Here is a 14,269-nt window from a genome sequence, read left to right on the forward strand (position 1 = left end):
CCTATTGTTCCATTTTATGTTTGATTCCCTCAGCTACATCATTGGTGAGATCTACCATCAACCTATTGGCTATTACATAGTAATGGCCAAACACATATTTGTTGTGGATGGGGTAGTTCTTCCTCTTTATCTTATTTCCATTTGATATCCGAGGCTTCTTCTTCAGGTCAAGGAATCTTTCATAGGCCTTATGCCTGAACGATAGCTTACCGTCCATGCTGTCATCTTGAGTGACTGTGAAGCTACGGTCCCTCTCAATGTCACCTGTGTGGAATTGCAATAGCTTCCTCATTTGAATCCCTTGGTTTCTGTCTAGCCTTTGTGCTTCCTCTTTCAGAATCATCCGCACAAACTCTTTTTTTATGATAGAATCGTTCACAGCATTATCATTTAGATACTAAGCTAAATGAACATCCTGTCAAGGTAAAGGACAGCCCCTTCCTCATATCTCCATTTCAAAAAGGTCATTTGCAATTGCATTAAGGATCTAGGGCGGAGTCGGGCTCGATTTTCACCGAGTTAAAAACGAATATAAAAATATTGTTTTATCTGTCTGATTTTCAGGTTTTTAATGAAAAAATAGTAAAATAGAAGGGCTTATTTCAGCCTAAAAAACGAGGTAATCAGCTTTTAACCAGTAGCTTATAATTAAAAATGTCTTCCAATCATAAGAGATCAGAAGACATTCGCCTGTTGTGACATTATTTTTGGACAAACTAAAAAATCATGGTTCAATCAATCCTCCAGTTTCAATATCCTTAATGTTAATGTCTACTCCTTCTGGTAAATTCAATTTTAATCGTGCGTAGATGTAGGCATTTTTAACCCATGCTTTTCTTTTCTCTGGATCCGAAGGAAGCACCTCGTTATAAATCAGAAAATTATTTTCTACAATCACAACGGCCTTTTTTTCGACCAACCAATTAAAACCTTCTATCACCTTATGAAAATGGTAGGCATTTTTACTGAATGGATTTTTATCCTTCTTCGATTCCATACCCCTAATATATAAAAAATGCGCATAGTTTTCACTATACGCATACCCAGTCTAAACCCCTAAATCCTGAGCAATCACTCTATATGAAAAAATTTAACTTTACCACAATCGCTACACGATTCTACAATCACTCTACCATCAAACGCATTCTTTTCAAACTTACTAGAACAACAATGACATGGACCAGCCGTTCCATCCTCCGAAAACATTGAATTCCGGATCGATGGAAATATTGTCAGAATCCAATCGCCAAAACGGGCCACAACCTTCTTCAAAGCTTTCCAAAATATTTTCCCTGATTGCCAAAATGATTTCCTGTGTTTTTGCATATTGATCGAGCTCCTCTTCTGTAGTTTGACCTGTCCAACCTTTGTTTATTACGAATAGTAGAATGCTGTGATTGTCTGAGATGCTTGAAGGATCACTTCCGGAAGCAGTAGCAGAAGGTATGACAGCCACCAACCTTATCCCTCTATGATCTCTCAAACTGTTCACGGCATGGTTGTCCTGAGCTACCAAGTGATGCCCGTCTAATCCGTCAATTGCATTGACCCAACCTTCGCAAATCGAGTTGTAATCTTTGATACCTATCATTTTTTGCGTGATTTTCGTTTAAGTTCTTCATTTTGATCATGGCAGTCTTTCATATACAGCAGTACATCAAACAGCCCCATTTTATCCGTTTTCTCAGCATCGCCAAAAGGGCCTTGCTTAGCTACTTGATGTAGCACTGTTATCCATCCACTACCTGCAGGTCTTCTTCCTTCAGATTCTCCGCCTTGAAAAATCCCTGAGAAATTAACCTCTTCACCTCCTAGCACCAAATCTTCTTTCTGTATATAATCCACCATATAGGTAAACCACAGCAAGATGGCAGTTTTCACTACGTGCGATACTTGTTTGAAATAGTCTGCATTAATACCAATCCTCGCTCGATTGAAAGGTTCTCTTATGCTGCCGTCAAAGTCATCTCTTTTTTTGACCTTGTCATAATCTGACCGCTCAGGCCGATAGAGGCAAGCCATCATCCTATTCAGATCACTGTTTTCCTTCGACTGAAAGAATTCCTTCATCTCCTCTATAGCTGCTCTGAATTCTCCAAAGGTCAAGTCTGCAAACAAATGCATCGGGCCATGAAGCTTTACTTTTCCAGATAGCAGGAATGGAAAATGATTGTAGATGGTGTCGTAATTAATTTCTGTTTGACCTTGCTCATTTTCCTTGAACATAAACCCACACAGCTGCTCTGCAAGTAATAGCGCTTTACTGTTCTTTTCCTGCACTATCTCCTCACTCATTACCTTTTCTATAGCCACACTCTTATAGTCTCGCTGAATATCTGCAAGATGATAGAAGCACCTGACTTTTGCTTCGTCTACACTCACTATCCCGGAGGTACACATTACCGCCTGCTTCATACAGAAAAGCAATTGGTTTTTATTCATCTCATCCCAGTGGGAAGGGATTTCGATGTCAATGCCTTTTTCGCTTAGCGTGATCCTGTTCATGTGCGGAAATACTTGTTTGACTCCTCGTTTTTTGGAAGTAGCTGAAATTCTCCGGACTCGGGATCTGCCCGCTGTAGCCAAAGCTTTACATCATCAAAGATGTCTTCAGCATCATCTTCTAATCGCTTCACCTGGTATTTGATCACATCAAGCAATGCCGCCTGACTGGCTCCTCTCCCTTGGCTTTCACTCATGAACTGCTGAACCACTCCCTCAGGAAGCACCTGCAGGGATAGTCGCTTAACAGCCTTCACCATTACCAACAATGGAATGGCTTTCTGTACTAGCTTAAGCAGCTCCTCCATTTCCTCGTCTTCCTCTGAAGGGATGCCGGACATTCCCGAACCACTTCCAGTGGTGAACCCTATATGGTATTCGAGCAAGTCTGCATAAGTGGCGCCCAGGGCTTTCTTGATTTCACGCTCCTGCACTTCTTTGTTCCATGCAAGTGTGGTGAAATAGAATCTTGGTGACTGATCAATAGGATAGGCATCTTGGAAAATCTCTTCGTTGTACACAAACAGACTCCTTGCGGTTGTCCGGTTTTCGCTATCCATCCATTCGGGAATACTCTTTTCTTCCAGCCAGGAGAGTAGCATGTCGGTTGTTTTGTTCCCTTTGCTTACTTGTGCCCGGTCATCTCTGTCTAGCATCCACTCCCATGGCATTTTTTCATTTTCCGGGTCCAGTTTCATTTTCCGTCCTGCATCTTCATGCGAGACGATGTTCGACTGGTAGTAGTTATAAGTAGCCCGATAAGCAATGGGTATCTGGAGTATTAGCACTAGGTCATCATTTAGCTTTTGCGCTGCGCTGGGGCTTTCTAGCTGGTATTCGCTGCCTTGGTAGTGGTCATGCGCCCGGTCATAGACCTCCTGCCCTACTAGCTTGATCATTTCCCGCTCTGCTAGCATCACATCGGTTCCTATCCGATCAAACTTATTGTTTGCATAGTAGGATCCGGTACGGTCCCGGAGTTCTACAGCTCCATTATTGTCTTTATTGAATAACATTGTGGTGCATTTTAATGTAAATATCCACTAGAATAATCAGTGCAACCAATACAGCAAAAGCTGTAATTAATATTGCTGCCGGGGTGTATGATCCCTTTTCTTTAATCTCTTTAATCGATCTAAGAACCTTGTTTTTCGCCTTTCTTACTAGCCTTACTTTTACATGACAATAACCTCGTAAGGCGTTTTCTCGGAAATAAATTTGCTTTTCAAACATCATTTATGGGGTTTCTTGATTAATTACTCTGTCTTCTGGGTTTACTTCCTGCTCTTTCATCACGGCGTCATGATAGAAGCCCATTTTTAGTTTTTTGGCGGGAAAATTGTTCGCTATTCCCTGATTGATGGCTTCAAATACTACTTCTTCGGGGATGGAGGTGTCACTGGCCATATATAGGTTCAACGCATAGAGCATCTGAGAGCCGGAGCTGAGCTGTCCATTTACGATAATATTGGACAGGGAAGGGTGCAAGCCCATGCCTGAGGTGGTGGCTGAATCGGCTTTTTCACCTATTTTCACCTGGCTTTCTACAAAATCTTTGATTTTCTGGTCGATGGCCTCAACTTTCCATTCATTTTTATTCCCGTCTTCGTCGTAGAAGTCCACGGTCTCTATGAACTTTCCGGCATTCCTTTTTCCGGTAAGCACTTGAGCCATTTTGGTAAAGGTCTTGTCTTTCTGCTCTTCCAGAAGCTTGTCAATCTGCGCCTCTGTTTTTTCCGGATACATTTTTTCTAGCTTTTCCATCTTGTCTTCCCAGTAGCCTGCCGGACTGTGAATGTGGAATGCTGAGGTGATCCCGTTTTCGCTGAGGTACTTCAGCACTTCTGGAATGTCTGAGGATCGCATGATCCAGTTCAGTGAACCGTAGTAGCTAGGCACGCTGTAGAAGTTCCGACCAAAGCTGTATTTGTTGTGATAACCGACGGAAATTCCATGCTTGAAGGGGTTCCAAGGGTCATATTTTGGGTAGCTGGTTATTCCTGTATGCAGGCAATTGTTCTGAAAGTCTCCGACCAAAATATGTTTCACGGATTCCAGTCTCTTTGGTCCTGTCTCAGGCCATTCTAGCCTGGCGTCGGTTCCCGGTATCACTTCCAGGTACTTTATTTTCCCCTGACCTCCTATACGAGGGGCTCTGTTACGGACTCGCTTCACATATACACCTTTCATGTACTTGTACTCGACCATGGCCATGTCGATGTATCGCTTGTAGTCCCAGGTGTCCAGCCAAGACTGGATTTCAGGATCTTCTACATATTCTCGGCTTACTTTTCCGTCTTTGTAAATGACTTTGTACAGTTGCGGGCCATTCCCGTACAGAAGGCCCATTTCTCGTTCCAAAATGCCCGGTGCGAGGTTATTTTTGTCCATGATATCCCGGATAATCACCGGTAGGTCATTGTTCACGCCGTGAGGAACAATCTTCCTGCCTCCAATTATGGCCGGATCTGCTTCCCAATCTACGTTTTTGGAAAGACCTACGAACTCATCAAAGTTCGAAAATGGGTTCTGTCCCATCACAAAGGAACCTGCTTCTGTATTTAGGAGGCGGGTTTTCCCTACTTTTTGCACTTTTTCAGCGATTTCAGTCATAGCAATCTTGTTTTTTGACCGTTAAAGGTCATGAGCGTGGGGATGTAGAACCTGCGAGGCTCCATGATGTCCAGGTCTGTGTAAGGTTGTAGAAGGTCTGCGTTTTTGATGTCCGATTCTGCGGACTTTGCGGTAAGCCTTCCCCGGCGAACTTCCACGATACCTTCTGTGGTCTGCTTGCTGTCAGAATACGACATAAAGGAGAATGAAAAAGCTTCGCCCGCTTTGGACAGCTCCCTCATCTGATTAATGGCCTCATATACGGTTAATTTCCCCATGAAGCTAATTTCGAAAGATCAGATAGGTATGCAAAGGACAAAGAGAGGGGGTAGTTGTTAATGCTTAATTGTTAATTATCTCACAGATCACCCGATCACTACATCACATCACCCTCTCACGCTTGCACTCCCCACTTCCGGTTTTCTGGCTCCTCGCACGTGACGCCTCCAGGACTTACGCATCATTAGGTATTTGAAGCTGTCTGTTGGGTTGGTGCTTTCCATGGGTAGGCGGTGGATGGGGAGCTTTTCGGTGCTCTTGTCTTTCCCCAGTGTTGTTCGACCTCTGTCCGTTCGCTTTTTGGTTTTAGCTAGTTGCAGGGAAGACCTGAGTGGTTTGCAATGGAAGTAATCGATTATCACTTTTGGCAGCTTCCTGTTATGCTCCTGGAATAGTTCCATCATGAAATTATACTCTTCTTCCTGGCCTATATTCCCCTGACCTTCACTCATTAGGATTACTTTCCAGCCGGTAGATTTCCCTTCATTGTCTTTTTCCAGCGCATTCTTTAGCTGTGTGGCTAGATCCTGACCGGCTTTCTTGTAGTTGTTTGCAGATCTGTCATAATAGAGGTGGATGGTCTTTTCCCTGTGAGGCTTGTAGAAGGTCAAAAACTTATCTGCAAGCTCTCTGATCCACTCCGGTGATAGGGTGTAGATAAATTTTTGGATGCGGTAATATTTCCCTATCTCCTGGGCCAATGTCATGGAGTTCATGTTCCCGAAGTCCATACCCATGTCTATGGATTTCTTCCGGTCATGGTACTTTAGGATCCTGCAATCTTCCTCATCCTGTAGCCCAAAGCGCATTTCCCACTCAGGAGCTGTCCCATCGGTATTGAAGTGCCTTTCTCCAAGGTTTGCATAGAAGAGTTCCCCTGTCTCAGGTGTGGGCTTGAGGCTGAGCACGGTGGTCTTGGAGTCTATGAAGTCATCACTGAATGCATCCTCAAACCACTCGGGCGTAAGGATATCTACATTCACATAGGAGCTGGCGATGTAGAACATGTGCTGAGCTTCTTTCACCAGACGGGTGGCTGTCCATCGTTCTGTCCATCGTTGCCAGATGCGTTTTTTCTTGATGATTTCTTCAGTATCCCCGTCTTCACAGGCGGCATAGTATTCGCCCAGAGCCTCGTTTGCCACTATGGCCGTCTTGAGCACCCGGAGCAGTGCAGGTGTATTCATTCTACTGCCTCTTTCCAAGATCCAGTCATATTCCCCAACGTGGTCCACATTGGGCATATCTGTGGTGAAGGTATGGCCCCGATAAAACACGGAGTTACCATATTTTACGCGCATGCCACGGACGGCTTTTTGGAGGTTGAGGATTCTTTCTTTTCGGAAGTATTTCACCTCATCGCCAAAAACGTGCACATAGTTACCACCGGCCAAGGATGCAGGACGATCCAGGGAGCCAAAGGTGATATTGAAGCCTGTGAAGAATATAAAGGTGTGATTATAGCTTGCCAGATCATTATAGGGTTTCCAGAAATGCTCCTTAATGTCTGCCGGTAGATCGGGCTGTTCACTGGGGTTGATTTCAGGTGGACGCTTTCCTATCACATAGTGCACATCCTCTATCATCCCCTTGGCTTTCAGCCCTTCTTTCACTGTTCGGAGTACGTTCTTTTGTAGGTTGGCGTAGGTGTCTGCTACCCATGCCACTGGGGCGCCGGGCATGTCATAGACCATTTCTATCAAGCGCTCTACTTGTATATCGGTGGTCTTGGAAGATCCACGCCCTGCTATCATCGCCAGGCTCTTGGGTAAGATCATCATGCAGAGCTGACTGAGCCAGTTCGCAAACACACGGTCTACGCCTTTACTCTCCGCCTTGGGCTTCTTTCTGTAGCTCATTGAGTCTGTCTTCTATTTTGATTTGTTCCATTTTGGCTTCCATCCTTAGGCGTGATTTTTCTCGCTCAGGGATTTCCAAGGCTTCTATCTGTCTAGCCAGCTCCTGTCGGTTGATCTCCGGAAGACCTACCACGGTGGAGTCAAGGCTATAATACCTGATCGGCTTGAGGTAAGCTTCTTTGTCCATTTTCTTCGGATCCTCCTTGTCCAGACCTCTCATTTTGTAGGCTTTCTCTGTCAGGGAGCCGTACACATCCCAGTCTTTGGAGGACTCGGCATTGTCACGAACGATCAGTGCTGCTTCGTCCATCCGGTCTGCATACATGTTCCGGAGGGCTTTCTTTTCTATGTTCCTGTCGGTATAGAACAGGGTCACTGCCTCATCGTACATTTCAGAAGCTCGACGGTGCTGAAGATTGAAGGGCTCCCGGGTAAAGAACTTGACGGTGTTCCTGCGCCCATATTTTCTACTCATGGAGTTGAAGAGCGTGAGGGCTTCGAGGTAGATCTTTTCCTCATTCTTGAGGTCATTCACACTGCCTCCCTGTATATAGTCCTCAAGCTTCCGGAGGAGCTTCTTGTCTATGCCACCGCCAAAGATGTCCATCTTTGACATTTGCCAGCCCTTGCTCCTCCTGATCTCTGCGAGCTGCTGCGACTTCTTCACATCTCCACCTTCAGCTCCTTCCAGCATGGCCATCTGCTCTTTGGCCACAGACATAAGCTTGCCTCTCTCTATGTGGTAGTGGATATTACTGTTCACATCCAGCGCAGCCTGCACAAACATGGCCTTGTCTTTCTTGAAGTAGACGGCCATTTTCTCAGGACTGTAGCCCAGTGCTGCGAGCTGTTCCAGTTCTCCCAGTTGCTCTTCGTCTAGCGATATGTAGTTGTTTATTTCCACTTATCAAAAATACAAATAGGCAATGGGAGGTCTAAGGACAGCGATGATCGGTGATGTAGTGATGTAGTGATCGGGTATTTGGATCAATCATGGCAGTTTCCGGAATTACAATAGAATCCAACATCGAACAACCCTGTTTGAATAGGCAAATTGATAATCTGATCAACGCTTAAATCGGAATGGAAAGTATGCCCTAATTTTATTTCTTTTGATCTAGTCCAGTCTCTAAGAGCAGGCCTTCTGTGATATAATTGTTGTAGTTTTTGCCATGGCTTCCAAAAGCAATTATTGCAGTTACTCTCTATTGCAAATTCAACATCTTTATCCTTCCAATATTTTTGAACCGGAAATACTGTTATTCCATTATCTACTAAGTCAAACCTTCCTGTTCTCCAATTCTTGAAAATCTTATTTCTCATTTTATGCTCTCCATAATTGGCACATTGAGTAGCTATTTCAAAATCAGTAGAGAACCTATCACATCTCTCTTTTTCATCATACCTATACCCAATTTTCATTTCAATTGGATTTTTACATAAATAAGGTCGTTCCTTGCTGAATTTTGGTGTCTCTAATGGAATTGCTTCTAAGTCGTGATTTAGATAGAAATATTCAAATATTGGTTTCAACTTCATTTCATCGGTGCAAAATCTTGTCAGCTTATTAGGTATCATTGACTTTCTGTCTATGATACTATCAAATGACTCACCACGAACCCAAACTATTTCCCTACCTATATGTTGCTCTAAATCAAAAATGGTTTTAATTATAATCGGATCTTCTGTTGTCCCTATAAATTCACCCCATCTTTCAGTGTAATTAGACAACCTGTCATTTGCCATCTGCATCAACTTTTTGTCCGGATGAGACAGCCTATAATCGTCAGCACAAACTAATGAAAATATCTCAATATCACTCGGATAATGAGCAGCTATGTAAGCAGATGATTTACCACCTGACACACTGTTTGCTGTTAACTTTTTCATAATGATTAATTGTTAATGATTGAGGGATTTGGTGATCTGTGATCTGGTGAGCCTAACATTCGATTAAACCCCATTGAAACGGGGTTTATCTCGGTGTTATAAACAATTATTTAAGCTCTGGTGTGGTTACTTTAACTTCTAATCCTGTAACCATTGGCGTGGTGTATTCAATATCCCACCCACACTTTCCGAGTTCTAATAATCGTAATTTCATTTCATTAACCCTTTGTTGTCTTATTATAGCTTCGTCAAAAGCTGCATTAGAAATAAATGTTCTAATCTCAATTTCGTAGTTATTTATGGTTTGGTTCAATTCACCAATTTCTGCATAAGCAGCTTTAAATTCATCCCTACGCTTCTTTGACTTGTATGGTTTCCGCATAAATAACAGTTAGCCTAGCTGTGCAAAATTGTCGGGATTACCGTGCCATGTCATCATGCATTTTTTGCAGTGATGATTGTTGTCTACTGCGGAAAATATATCCGATGAATCACAGTTTGGGCATTTTATGACCTTCGTTGCTTTAGGCTTTGGCGGTGGTGGTGGATTCTGCATTCGTGGAACGCTGCCCTTTTTCACCTCTTCTTTTCTTAGGATGTGTAGCATTTCATTCAATGTATTGGCGAAAAATCCAATAATAAGCGAAACTGAAATCCAAACCCATACCGAGCGAAATATTTCTAAATGTATTGGCAGGATTATACCCGCGAAACCAACACTAAACAGTATCCATTTTATAAATCTATTCATGACTTTTTTTATTTTGTGATGTGGTGATTTACTCTTCATCTCCCGGATAAGGATTTACACCTTTTCTTTTGCATGGATCAGCATTACAGTGCTTGCAGTAAGTGTCTGATACATTCTTCCTTGGCTTACCAGTTGAAGTGTATTGTTTCTTAATACGTTGACCTTGTTCAATAAGCCATCTACCAAGATCTACTAATTCGTCAGGGGTGGAAATTGAGCCAAATGAGATATCAAGATTGACAATATCGTAAGGCTCACGATGTTCATCTTTTGCATGTTCATCAACTGTAATTTCCACATCATTAATAGTTGGATGACTGATTTCTTCTTTAATTATCCCCATTTTTCTATTTATTTTTTATCACAGATCACTAAATCACTCCATCACTGATTTTTTATCTCTTCCCATACTCTCAAACACCGCACACAAAAAATCGTAGAACTCGGCGAGCCGCTGATACTGGTGGATGTTTTGTTCGTTTAGGATCATGCGTAGGGTGGTGAGGAGGAGCTTGATGTCGTTGGCGTAGGACTTGACGGTGGTTGGGTCAAAGTTCGATAGCAGGTAATCCAGGGAAAAGGAGTTTCTGCCACAGCTGAGCAGGTACTGCTGGTTTCCGGCGGATGACATGGAGGTGAACACTTTCTCCAGCTTGCTCACAAACTCCTGGCTTTCTTCTGTGTCGATAGGCCTCACCTTGGAGGCGAAGGCTTTGGCTCCTTCGTTTAGGTAGACCTTGGTTTCTACTAGTCTGTGCAGGATATCTTCCTGACGGTGATGCTCGTAAATGTCGAAAATTGTCGTTAAGTTTGTCATCGTTATTTTTTGTTAAGAATGAAAATTTATTTTTCGCCCTCGGTACGGGAATACCGAGGGTTTTTTGTTTTATTATTGCTCCTGTTTTTAGATTTTTTGGGAGCAATAAGGTTTTATCTATCTAAGTTGCTCCAAATTGAATACTGATCCTTTGTGGACTTTGCCATTTTATTGGCGACACCTTTAAGCTCCTCGTTGATGTCATTAAGTTTTATTACAATAGGATTATCCTTTTGCTCTTCTAACATCAATTCCTTTGCCTTTAATAACTCTTTCTTTCGGGATATCAGTTCTCGTTGCTTGTTTGAGAAATTAATCATCAGGTAATCGATCTTTTCCATAACCCAGATCTTAAAATCAAGATCTAGCCACATAGCAAAGTCAATAGCTAACCATCTGTGCATCCAAGTACCCCCTTCATTCCCAGGAATAGTGATCAAAATGGGTGTTCCATTCGCACCTTTGACTACTTTATCAGGAGACAAATTGCCGAATCCAGCAATCAAAGGTGAGAAATCCGCACCTTTAAACTCTCCAATCGCCCTTTTTGAAAGCGCTTCTATGAATTTTTTGGTCTCTTCACGCCTAGTGAAGTCCACAACTCGCTTTCCGTACACTGCTGCCATCTCTGTGGCATTTACCATCATATCCCCACCTAGCAGGAATTCGATTTGTTTGTCTTGGTAATCATAAGTAAGTCTTTGCATTTTCTTTATACTGTTTTTACTGTTTTTACTTTCGTTACTACAAAGGAAGTATTTATTTATTTAAAAACAAATTAGTAAGTAAAAATTATTTTTACTTTATTTGTAGTAAATAAAACAACCGTATATAATGACTGCTATTACATTAAAGAAGTTACCGGATGAATTACATCGAGAAATTAAAAGGCTTCAACTGGATTATGAAGATGAGGGGATCAAGAAGTCCCTGGAAGAAATATATATCGAGCTAATCCAAAAAGGGCTTGATACTTCGAAAAAAGAAAAGCCGTCTCCCTGAGGCGGTTTTTTTTGTTTTGTGGGGTATTTGATTCATTGCTCAGTATTATTTTGGGTAAATGTTCACTAAAACAAAACTGCATAAAATATAGTTGACAAACAACATTTTTCGGTATATAAATTACATTTTTTTGATATGTTGTATAATTTATATTATATTATCTTTTTACAATTGATTTTTTAGGTGATAGAATTTAATTATAAGTGAATTTACCTATTCTTTTACTTCATCTGGCTAAGTAGTTTTTTCACTTCTTCCAGTTGTCTCTTTTTTATCCGCATTCTGCGCTCTCTGTCGGCCCTTAGGTGTGGCTTTTTGTTTTTTTGGAGTTCATTCTCTATTCTCCATACGTTATGCTCCAGACGGGTTTCCATCTTCATAAGCTCGATGGGACCAAGCTTCCTGAGCTTATTCAGCTCCTGCATCTCCTTAAAGATGGGATGCCTGCCCAGGACGGCGCCATGCTCCTTGTAGTGGAGAAATTCGGCTATGATGGCTTTGTTTTCTTTGTAGTTGTCCATCAGTAGCCTGACGGTGGCCACTTGCTCCTCACGGCTCACACAGTCAAAGAGCTGCTCATGCGCGCGGACGTAGTTCCAGTAGGCGGTGATCTTGTCTGCTGCCAGTACCTTGAGCTCAGGCGGACAGCCGGGATCTGAGAGAAAGGGCCAGTGTTCTCTGAAGGTGCCTTTCTCCTGGCGGATGCGCTGCACTTCCCGGAGGCTGATCCCTGACCTGGATGCCAGCTCACGGATTAGGATAGGATAAGCCACCTGATGGTTATACCTGAGCAGTCCTATGAAGGGATGATCTTCCCCGGCATCGGCAGCAAAAAGCCGAAGCCCCTCACTGAGAGGTGCCCCGGCCTTCAGCCATAGATAGGTTGCAGTCTTGTCCATTACTTCTCAAACTTACACTTGTCTGCAAACAAGACCTTAAGTGCCGGCTCCACGGCCTTCCAGCCTGCGTCATTGTTGTTAAGCCACTTTCTGCTTGCTATCACTCGCTTGAGGATCTTAGGGTCAGGATTGGCCCGGTATACGCTGGCGCAGATGGAGCCGCTGCCGTCATTCTTGGTGATGATGGGGCGGTGATTTGGAAATACGGTATTGGCATAGAGCGAATAGACCAGGTGCCCTTCCTTATCACAGCCATAGCGCTCGATGACTTTTGCCAGACTGCTCTTTTCCATCACCACGGGCGTATGGGTGGCATAGTCAAAAGGGTCTTTGACGCCCTGCTTCTTGAGGGCTGTCACGGTGTTCTTGCAGTTGTCTGCATAGATCCCGTTTGCCACGCCTCGCTTGAGGAGCTTGCCGTGAGACTTGAGCGTGATGATGTCTGCAAAGTCCACCGGGCAGAGGGTGTAGATGTCGTCATTGGTCCAGACGAATACATCGCTCACTTTCTTGGAAGCGATGGCTGCCACCATCTTATGCGCCACGTCTATCTGCGGGTTTTTGTCCTGTGGCTTGTGCGGGATATGCACCAGGTCTTTTCCTGCCCATGGGGGCTTGTCTCCTATGATCACAATATTTCCCTCAGGGAAGTGCTTTGCCCAGGCACGTACTGCATAGCGGAGTTCGTCTCCTTTGGCTTTGCTGGCCAGGTAAGGGATAACGATGGAGGTGCGTTGATCAGTGATCTTGTGATCTGGTGATTTAGTGATCTGGTGATCTGTGATCGGGTGAGCGGGAGCATCTGCAGGTTTTGCAGTTGAGGCAGCTTTTTTTTTAGAAGTTGCTTTTGACCCCTTTGGATCTGGTGATTTGGTGATGGAGTGATCTGTGATCTTGTGATCTGGTGATTTGGTGATGTTGTGATCGGTGATTTGGTGATCTTGGGATACCTTATCTGTGACCTGCTCTTTTTCGGTATTTTGTTTTTTGGTAGACATTTTGATTTTTTTTTTGGGATTGAAATAAAAAGCCCTCCGTCCGGATGTCCGGGCCGGAGGGCTACGCCTATTTGTTTGCTAAGCTAGATGCCAGATCCACCGGATCCGCTACCTTCTGTAGGCGGATCGTACACTTCAGGGTCTTCGTTCCTGTAGTGGATCATCTTATTGAAAGACTGCTGCCCGGACGCAAAGGTCATGGTGCTGCTGATTCCCTCGGTATTGTCCTGCCCTGTCACGGACATGAAAAGCGGATTACAAGGCGTGCCCTGTAGTCGCTTACCTAGTGCGTCTCCACATTCCTTGCTCAGGATCAAGAATCCCTCATTGAGGTGCTCCTGTAGCCAGGCGGCGAAGTGTTCGTCATCCCCAGGGCGCTTGCCCTCGAAGTTACTGATCCAGCCTGCCATCTCTTCGCTGGCTTCTCCCTCGGAGGAGTCAAAACGATTGATAGATTTTGGATTCAGATACACTGCCATCCCTTTCTTACCGGCCTTCAGGACGATGTCAGAAGTGGAGACCACGCCGTCTTTCGTTGGCATGGTTTCCACATCTTCAGAGAGGATGAAGATCACGTTAGGCTCCTTTGGTTTGGGAGAGCCTGCCCCCACTCGATTTTTCGGTACTGATACTTTTACGTATGTCATGTTTCCTCCTTT

18 protein-coding genes are annotated in these 14,269 nt (G+C 43.7%); 1 reads left to right on the forward strand and 17 read right to left on the reverse strand.

Annotation, left to right across the window (positions count from 1 at the left end; all coding sequences use genetic code 11):
- Window position 1: 1 nt before the first annotated feature.
- The 14 genes from ACYVHJ_RS04540 to ACYVHJ_RS04605 all read right to left on the reverse strand — a co-directional run bounded on the left by ACYVHJ_RS04540 (window position 2) and on the right by ACYVHJ_RS04605 (window position 11,418).
- Window positions 2-379, reverse strand: coding sequence for a hypothetical protein (locus ACYVHJ_RS04540; protein WP_460512926.1), 378 nt, complete (start codon window positions 377-379; stop codon window positions 2-4).
- 345 nt (window positions 380-724) lie between these two features.
- Window positions 725-997, reverse strand: coding sequence for a hypothetical protein (locus ACYVHJ_RS04545; protein WP_460512928.1), 273 nt, complete (start codon window positions 995-997; stop codon window positions 725-727).
- A 162-nt stretch (window positions 998-1,159) separates the two neighbouring features.
- Window positions 1,160-1,591, reverse strand: coding sequence for a hypothetical protein (locus ACYVHJ_RS04550; RefSeq protein WP_460512929.1), 432 nt, complete (start codon window positions 1,589-1,591; stop codon window positions 1,160-1,162).
- Window positions 1,588-2,505 carry a hypothetical protein gene (locus tag ACYVHJ_RS04555; RefSeq protein ID WP_460512931.1) on the reverse strand — a complete coding sequence of 306 codons (918 nt, stop codon included), beginning with the start codon at window positions 2,503-2,505 and terminating at the stop codon, window positions 1,588-1,590. The genes ACYVHJ_RS04550 and ACYVHJ_RS04555 overlap by 4 nt, the downstream gene beginning before the upstream one ends.
- Window positions 2,502-3,518, reverse strand: a complete 1,017-nt coding sequence (locus ACYVHJ_RS04560) for a DUF6712 family protein (protein WP_460512933.1) — start codon at window positions 3,516-3,518, stop codon at window positions 2,502-2,504. The genes ACYVHJ_RS04555 and ACYVHJ_RS04560 overlap by 4 nt, the downstream gene beginning before the upstream one ends.
- 220 nt (window positions 3,519-3,738) lie before the next feature.
- Window positions 3,739-5,115 carry a hypothetical protein gene (locus ACYVHJ_RS04565; RefSeq protein ID WP_460512935.1) on the reverse strand — a complete coding sequence of 459 codons (1,377 nt, stop codon included), beginning with the start codon at window positions 5,113-5,115 and terminating at the stop codon, window positions 3,739-3,741.
- A gap of 386 nt (window positions 5,116-5,501) precedes the next feature.
- Complete coding sequence (locus ACYVHJ_RS04570; protein ID WP_460512937.1) at window positions 5,502-7,253, reverse strand: hypothetical protein; 1,752 nt, start codon at window positions 7,251-7,253, stop codon at window positions 5,502-5,504.
- The gene (locus ACYVHJ_RS04575; protein WP_460512939.1) at window positions 7,219-8,157 is read right to left on the reverse strand and encodes a hypothetical protein; all 939 of its coding nucleotides are present in this window, start codon (window positions 8,155-8,157) and stop codon (window positions 7,219-7,221) included. The genes ACYVHJ_RS04570 and ACYVHJ_RS04575 overlap by 35 nt, the downstream gene beginning before the upstream one ends.
- A gap of 83 nt (window positions 8,158-8,240) precedes the next feature.
- A complete protein-coding gene (locus ACYVHJ_RS04580; RefSeq protein WP_460512941.1) occupies window positions 8,241-9,143 on the reverse strand; it encodes a hypothetical protein in 903 nt (300 codons plus the stop codon).
- A 106-nt stretch (window positions 9,144-9,249) separates the two neighbouring features.
- Complete coding sequence (locus tag ACYVHJ_RS04585; protein WP_460512943.1) at window positions 9,250-9,525, reverse strand: hypothetical protein; 276 nt, start codon at window positions 9,523-9,525, stop codon at window positions 9,250-9,252.
- A 9-nt stretch (window positions 9,526-9,534) separates the two neighbouring features.
- Window positions 9,535-9,894, reverse strand: coding sequence for a hypothetical protein (locus ACYVHJ_RS04590; protein ID WP_460512945.1), 360 nt, complete (start codon window positions 9,892-9,894; stop codon window positions 9,535-9,537).
- Window positions 9,895-9,922: 28 nt separating this feature from the next.
- Entirely contained in the window at window positions 9,923-10,237 is a 315-nt protein-coding gene (locus ACYVHJ_RS04595) for a hypothetical protein (protein ID WP_460512947.1), read from the reverse strand.
- Window positions 10,238-10,270: 33 nt separating this feature from the next.
- Window positions 10,271-10,711 (reverse strand): hypothetical protein, encoded by a 441-nt coding sequence (locus ACYVHJ_RS04600; protein ID WP_460512949.1) that lies wholly within the window; start codon window positions 10,709-10,711, stop codon window positions 10,271-10,273.
- A 113-nt stretch (window positions 10,712-10,824) separates the two neighbouring features.
- Window positions 10,825-11,418, reverse strand: coding sequence for a KilA-N domain-containing protein (locus ACYVHJ_RS04605; protein ID WP_460512951.1), 594 nt, complete (start codon window positions 11,416-11,418; stop codon window positions 10,825-10,827).
- Between the two features lie 127 nt (window positions 11,419-11,545).
- Between ACYVHJ_RS04605 and ACYVHJ_RS04610 the strand changes: the two genes are divergently transcribed.
- A complete protein-coding gene (locus ACYVHJ_RS04610) occupies window positions 11,546-11,713 on the forward strand; it encodes a hypothetical protein (RefSeq protein WP_460512953.1) in 168 nt (55 codons plus the stop codon).
- A 221-nt stretch (window positions 11,714-11,934) separates the two neighbouring features.
- On the opposite strand, the gene ACYVHJ_RS04615 is transcribed toward ACYVHJ_RS04610, so the two are convergent.
- From ACYVHJ_RS04615 to ACYVHJ_RS04625, 3 genes are all read right to left on the reverse strand, one after another.
- Complete coding sequence (locus ACYVHJ_RS04615) at window positions 11,935-12,612, reverse strand: hypothetical protein (protein WP_460512955.1); 678 nt, start codon at window positions 12,610-12,612, stop codon at window positions 11,935-11,937.
- A complete protein-coding gene (locus tag ACYVHJ_RS04620) occupies window positions 12,612-13,610 on the reverse strand; it encodes a hypothetical protein (protein ID WP_460512957.1) in 999 nt (332 codons plus the stop codon). The genes ACYVHJ_RS04615 and ACYVHJ_RS04620 overlap by 1 nt, the downstream gene beginning before the upstream one ends.
- Window positions 13,611-13,693: 83 nt before the next feature.
- A complete protein-coding gene (locus ACYVHJ_RS04625) occupies window positions 13,694-14,257 on the reverse strand; it encodes a hypothetical protein (RefSeq protein WP_460512959.1) in 564 nt (187 codons plus the stop codon).
- Between the last annotated feature and the right edge of the window lie 12 nt (window positions 14,258-14,269).

The sequence above is a fragment of the Cyclobacterium sediminis genome (genome assembly GCF_054781075.1).

Bases quoted from the DNA above. Each gene is read 5' to 3' on its own strand.
- ACYVHJ_RS04590 (WP_460512945.1), bottom strand. From the start codon at position 9,894: ATGAATAGATTTATAAAATGGATACTGTTTAGTGTTGGTTTCGCGGGT.
- ACYVHJ_RS04610 (WP_460512953.1), top strand. From the start codon at position 11,546: ATGACTGCTATTACATTAAAGAAGTTACCGGATGAATTACATCGAGAA.
- ACYVHJ_RS04565 (WP_460512935.1), bottom strand. From the start codon at position 5,115: ATGACTGAAATCGCTGAAAAAGTGCAAAAAGTAGGGAAAACCCGCCTC.
- ACYVHJ_RS04615 (WP_460512955.1), bottom strand. From the start codon at position 12,612: ATGGACAAGACTGCAACCTATCTATGGCTGAAGGCCGGGGCACCTCTC.
- ACYVHJ_RS04550 (WP_460512929.1), bottom strand. From the start codon at position 1,591: ATGATAGGTATCAAAGATTACAACTCGATTTGCGAAGGTTGGGTCAAT.
- ACYVHJ_RS04555 (WP_460512931.1), bottom strand. From the start codon at position 2,505: ATGAACAGGATCACGCTAAGCGAAAAAGGCATTGACATCGAAATCCCT.
- ACYVHJ_RS04625 (WP_460512959.1), bottom strand. From the start codon at position 14,257: ATGACATACGTAAAAGTATCAGTACCGAAAAATCGAGTGGGGGCAGGC.
- ACYVHJ_RS04620 (WP_460512957.1), bottom strand. From the start codon at position 13,610: ATGTCTACCAAAAAACAAAATACCGAAAAAGAGCAGGTCACAGATAAG.
- ACYVHJ_RS04595 (WP_460512947.1), bottom strand. From the start codon at position 10,237: ATGGGGATAATTAAAGAAGAAATCAGTCATCCAACTATTAATGATGTG.
- ACYVHJ_RS04580 (WP_460512941.1), bottom strand. From the start codon at position 9,143: ATGAAAAAGTTAACAGCAAACAGTGTGTCAGGTGGTAAATCATCTGCT.
- ACYVHJ_RS04560 (WP_460512933.1), bottom strand. From the start codon at position 3,518: ATGTTATTCAATAAAGACAATAATGGAGCTGTAGAACTCCGGGACCGT.
- ACYVHJ_RS04605 (WP_460512951.1), bottom strand. From the start codon at position 11,418: ATGCAAAGACTTACTTATGATTACCAAGACAAACAAATCGAATTCCTG.
- ACYVHJ_RS04545 (WP_460512928.1), bottom strand. From the start codon at position 997: ATGGAATCGAAGAAGGATAAAAATCCATTCAGTAAAAATGCCTACCAT.
- ACYVHJ_RS04600 (WP_460512949.1), bottom strand. From the start codon at position 10,711: ATGACAAACTTAACGACAATTTTCGACATTTACGAGCATCACCGTCAG.
- ACYVHJ_RS04585 (WP_460512943.1), bottom strand. From the start codon at position 9,525: ATGCGGAAACCATACAAGTCAAAGAAGCGTAGGGATGAATTTAAAGCT.
- ACYVHJ_RS04570 (WP_460512937.1), bottom strand. From the start codon at position 7,253: ATGAGCTACAGAAAGAAGCCCAAGGCGGAGAGTAAAGGCGTAGACCGT.